This is a genomic window from Bradyrhizobium sp. CCBAU 45321 (genome assembly GCF_028128975.1).
Taxonomy (GTDB): Bacteria; Pseudomonadota; Alphaproteobacteria; order Rhizobiales; family Xanthobacteraceae; genus Bradyrhizobium; species Bradyrhizobium yuanmingense.
On record NZ_LFKZ01000075.1, the window covers coordinates 1 to 4,633 of the forward strand.

Below are 4,633 nucleotides of genomic sequence, written 5' to 3' on the forward strand. Positions count from 1 at the left end.
GGACGAGCGACCTCCACCGGACCGATGCCGGTCGCAATCGCGCGCACCGGACCGTGCCCATGTCGGACCAGGCGCGCCCGACCGTCGGGCAGCGTCAGATTGGCCGTGCTGGCCAGAAACGTGCCAACCTCGATCTCGATCGCCCTAGCAAGCAGGTCCCGCGCGCCGGCTCGAACGATATCGGTCAGTGGATCATCAACCGCGGACGGCTGACGGAAGCAAGAACATTGGTAGTCTCGGTCATGGCGTATCGCTCTCCTCAAGAGGTTCTGGCAGGCTCGTCACCCGCCTCGATACGCCGCCTTCCTCACACCGTCATCACCCAGATTCCGCCATAGCTCTTGCCGAGTCCTGCGCGACGCCGATTAGTTCGAGTAGCGCCTCGCGGCATCGGACGCCAACGGCCTGATAGTCAGTGAGGCTCTGGGCCTGTGTCAGGGCGGTTCCGGCTTCTTCCATCTTCGCGAACACGTTAGCGAACGGGAGTATGCGTAGATCATTCTCACGCTGTTCTTCCGTGCGCGGGACGCGGAGGATCAGGCCAATATGGAAGGTCAGGGCAAGGTCCATACTTGGGAATTGCTCCTGAGAGTAGAGCTTCGTGCCGCCCGTGATGACCCACCAGCGATCCTTATTGGTGTGGATGTCCCACACATCGTGGCGCGTGTGCCCGACGGTCTCCGAGTAGACCTTCTGCATGAAAGTCACTCCGAGATCGGCCGCCTGCCATTCAAAGTATTCTCGGACTTCCTCGATCTCTTCTTCGGTGGCTTTCAACATGATCGGCTCCCGCGACGGGCTCGTCGCACCGCGGCTGTAAAGGGTTTGCGAAAGCCTCAACAATAGACGAGTCGCGGAGCTTCCAAAATCCGGCGCGGCAACACGGGATGTCCGCTTCCACGAGCGGTAATGCTCTGATTGATCGTAAGATTTCCGCTTAGCCGTTCGGAAGCTGACGTCTGCCCCTTTAACACACCTAGAGCGCCCGGAGCCCGGCCAGCTCCGCAATCTACGGCTCACAATGGAGGCAACCGACGGCGGCCGGGATCGCTCATCGCGCGCCTGTGCCGGTCGAGACGATCGAGCCCGGCACGTGAGAAAGTTGGATAGATCAAGAGCTTGTGCGCAGTGCACCCTCATTTTTGGTGGGTGGACTCTTCCGTTTCGATCCCCCTAGATGGCGGAACGCTGTGCAATTACCCGGGCGCTGCGCTCGCTAGCAATTTCCTCCGGAGCTCCTAAAAATGTCTGCCGATCGGCCGGCCACGTGGCTCGCGATGCGTCTTGCATTTTTTGTCGCTGGTTTTGGTACGGCGGCCTGGGCGCCGCTGGTGCCGTTCGCGAAGGAACGACTGGCGGTCGACGAGGGCGTTCTCGGTTTTCTGCTGCTATGCCTAGGTTTGGGCTCGGTTCTCGCGATGCTTTTGACCGCCTTGTTGAGTGCGCGCTACGGCAGTAAACCGATTATCCTGATCGGTGGGTTCAGCCTTACACCCATCCTTCCTTGCCTGGTGGTTGCCGATACGCCTTGGGCGCTCGGGGCCGCGCTGGTCGCCTTCGGCGCCTCGCTCGGCGCGATCGATGTCGCTGCGAATATCTGTGCGGTCGAGGTGGAACGTGCAGCCAAGCGTCCGCTGATGTCCGGGTTTCACGCGCAATTCAGCATCGGCGGCTTTGCCGGCTCCGCCGCGATGACCATATTGCTCTGGTCGAATGTTGGTGCTTTTGCATCAACCCTGATCTGCTCGAGTTTCATGGCGAGCGTCATGGTGCTGACTTGGTCGCGATTGCCCCAAATAGCGCAAGCTCAGCGAGGGGTTTTGTTCGTCATGCCGCATGCCATTGTGGTGCTGCTGGCGGTATTAGCAGCGATCACGTTTCTTATTGAGGGAGCCATACTCGACTGGAGCGCCTTGCTGCTGGTGGACCGTGGCCTTGTACCGAAAGCGCAGGGTGGACTCGGCTTCATGCTGTTCTCCATTAGCATGACCGTCGGGCGCCTCGGAGGCGATTCCATAGTGTCGCGCGTTGGCGACCGCGCGACACTAGTGGTCGGCAGTCTGATGGCCGTCGCGGGTTTTGCGCTTCTGCTGGCCGCCCCAGGCGCCCCCTTCGCGATGGCAGGTTTCCTGCTCATTGGTCTTGGTTCATCGAACCTGGTTCCGATTCTCTTCCGGAGGGCCGGCACTCAGAAGGTAATGCCTGCAGGTCTAGCGGTTGCCGCGATCACCACGGTTGGCTATGCGGGACTCCTCGTTGGACCGGGGTTCGTCGGTTTCCTCGCCAACCTCGCAGGGTTGCCGAGCGCATTTGCGATGTTGGCCGCACTCATGTGTCTGGTCACCCTGTCGGCGCGCAGTGTCACCATCGAGGCGCGCTGAGATCGACGCGCCAGCGACACGCGCAGCTCGGCGGATGGCGGCACAAGCGAGCGCCTTCAGGCGATCGACGATCAGGCAGTGATCCGCCGCTGATGATGCGGAAGGCGCGCCGGCTCAAATTGAGGGGCTTCGCGCTAAACTCCCGAGGTTTTTCGGACCCAATTGTTGGCTCCTCAGTGTTGGCTCTTCACGTCATGGGCCGGGATCCTTTTCGGCTCGGTCGACGTGGCATTCCAGTTTACGCGGTGTCTGCCCGAGAATGTTGCGAACGAAGAAGTTTAGTGTCCTGAACCAACAATGCGCAAGATCACCAAGCCTGAGTTTGGGCGTTGTATCGGCAGAACCGTTCGGTGGAAGCGAGGATGTCGTCGGCGGATTTGGTCCATTTGAGCGGCTTGGGATCGTCGTTGTGACGACTGATGAAGTCCATGATGTCTGCGCGCAGAGCCTGTAGCCGAACACACCAATGAAATTCCAGCGATCTCTGCAGTCGTAGCATCGGTCATGAAGAGATCGCTTGTGCACTCATCAGGATTGTGACGGCCCCTCGGGCAGCACACGTCCGGTCTCCAAGGAGTGCGAGTCATTGGGGTCCGAACGATGCAGTCACCGCGTTTGTCCGATTGCTCCGCTCAATGACCGCGTCGAGGCCGCCGAGACGCCGACCATAAAGGCTTTCCCGAGCGACTCATAACCGAGGCCGCGCAGATGTTCGAACTCATCCATTCCTTCGATGGACCGGATCAAGAGAATCAATTTACCACTTCCGGCGCCTTCATATATCCGTGAGGACGGCTTGGGGTCGATCTAACGGAGCGACTCTGGAATGAAAAAATTGCTGTTTGTAACTGCAAGCGCCGTCGCGCTTGCAACGGCGGCAGTGCCGGCCTTTGTTGCTGAGGCCGCCGCTCAACCCGTCGCCACCAAGGTGCAGGTAGCCGATACGTCATATCCTCAATGCGCGGACGACCCATTGAATGGTATCTGCGATCTGTTTTTTTGTTTGACCGATCCGGCGTGCGTACAGCACTAATCGCGGATAACAAACGAAGCATAAAATGAGGCGCGAGGCCTCGCAGGACCGGCCGCTCGCGGGAACAGCGGCCGCGTCCTCTTACGTAGAGAGATTTGCGATCCAGCCTCCTGAGTTCCGGTTCCGCCGTTCGAGCATGATCGCGTGGAACGGATCTTCCAGCACTGATCGGCCTCAATGATCAGGCAACGCACACCGCGGAGCCGCACGTTATCACGAGCGTGGGACAAGAAATTGAAGCGATTGTAATCGTTGATTGAATGGAGACCTCTCGATTCGCAAGGCCCAGCGACCGCTCTATCCGTCGAGCTGGGCCTGAAGGTGCATGCTACGGGAGGGCGTGTCAACCTCCTCCCAATCGCGGACACTTGTAGTAGGCTCATGAGCACCGAGCTTTCGAGTACCACCAGGCCAGGCGGTCCGAACTGGTCGTATCCAGCTGCCGCTCGGTCACGTCGGTTTAATCGAGCTCGGTCTGCGCCACCTGCGGCGCTAGGGCGACAAGTCGCTTTGAGCGGCATGCTTACGCGCCTTATCCGTTCTTTTTTAGGAGATACCCGCTGGAATGAGTCGAGCAATGCGCCGGCCTCTAGGCCGGCGCTCTGCAGTCGGATGTACAGCGCTACGCCTCATGCGAATTAATAGCCTCCTGCGGTCAAAGGCTGCTTCACAGCCGGAGGCCGTGATCATTGAGCACCCTACCCTCAGAGCGCCCTTTATCTCGCGGGCAATTTCCTTACGGACCTCGGCCCCTAATTCTCGCTTGGCATCCTCGACGAGATCAGATTCAGTTCCACTCAAGCCTCTGTCGCCGAGCTGTTGCTCCAGTCTGCCGTCGAACTCTTCGCCCATTGCATCAATGAGCTGGTCCTGCATCGCAGCATGGTCGTCAGGGGCGATGCGAGAAACCACATCGTCCCAAGGTTGCCAGTCCGTCGCCAAATAGTCAGCAAATTCCGCCGCTTCCTTACTCCGCACGGTTATCTCTGCACTGTCAACGTCAGCGTCGGTGACGCCGGAAACTTCAAAGAAGCGCATAGGTGCGACGTGCTGCAGTCCCAGCCGCTCGCGTAGCTTGTTCTGATAAGCAAGATAGACCTCGATGGCATCGATGTTTTCGGCGTTGTCGACGGAGCCGAGTGACTGAGCCTTCTCGCGCGCAATCCCTTCCAGAGCGTCCAAGCGGAACATGACGCGCCCCAGATCGATGAGATCGGGA

Annotated in this window: 4 protein-coding genes and 2 pseudogenes; 2 read left to right on the plus strand and 4 right to left on the minus strand. The window is 59.4% G+C overall.

What is annotated here, in order from left to right:
- Both ACM43_RS09885 and ACM43_RS09890 read right to left on the minus strand, forming a co-directional pair.
- A pseudogene (locus tag ACM43_RS09885) lies at positions 1 to 251 on the minus strand (IS256 family transposase); the annotation flags it as partial.
- 67 nt (positions 252 to 318) lie between these two features.
- Complete coding sequence (locus ACM43_RS09890) at positions 319 to 780, minus strand: hypothetical protein (RefSeq protein ID WP_225115040.1); 462 nt, start codon at positions 778 to 780, stop codon at positions 319 to 321.
- Positions 781 to 1,244: 464 nt separating this feature from the next.
- On the opposite strand from ACM43_RS09890, the gene ACM43_RS09895 reads away from it, so the two are divergent.
- Positions 1,245 to 2,381: an MFS transporter gene (locus tag ACM43_RS09895; protein ID WP_271539881.1), complete on the plus strand. Its 1,137-nt coding sequence runs from the start codon at positions 1,245 to 1,247 to the stop codon at positions 2,379 to 2,381.
- Between the two features lie 307 nt (positions 2,382 to 2,688).
- Here the strand turns inward: ACM43_RS09895 and ACM43_RS09900 are convergent.
- Positions 2,689 to 2,835: pseudogene (locus ACM43_RS09900) on the minus strand (IS630 family transposase); the annotation flags it as partial.
- 372 nt (positions 2,836 to 3,207) lie between these two features.
- Between ACM43_RS09900 and ACM43_RS09905 the strand changes: the two are divergent.
- Positions 3,208 to 3,414, plus strand: coding sequence for a hypothetical protein (locus ACM43_RS09905; RefSeq protein WP_081493128.1), 207 nt, complete (start codon positions 3,208 to 3,210; stop codon positions 3,412 to 3,414).
- A gap of 546 nt (positions 3,415 to 3,960) precedes the next feature.
- Here the strand turns inward: ACM43_RS09905 and ACM43_RS09910 are convergent.
- Positions 3,961 to 4,633 (minus strand): NEL-type E3 ubiquitin ligase domain-containing protein (locus ACM43_RS09910; protein ID WP_271539882.1); only part of this gene is annotated, 673 nt, incomplete at its 5' end.

What these genes read in the sequence shown, in the direction of transcription:
- ACM43_RS09895 (WP_271539881.1), top strand. Translation starts at nt 1,245, where the DNA reads ATGTCTGCCGATCGGCCGGCCACGTGGCTCGCGATGCGTCTTGCATTT.
- ACM43_RS09890 (WP_225115040.1), bottom strand. Translation starts at nt 780, where the DNA reads ATGTTGAAAGCCACCGAAGAAGAGATCGAGGAAGTCCGAGAATACTTT.
- ACM43_RS09905 (WP_081493128.1), top strand. Translation starts at nt 3,208, where the DNA reads ATGAAAAAATTGCTGTTTGTAACTGCAAGCGCCGTCGCGCTTGCAACG.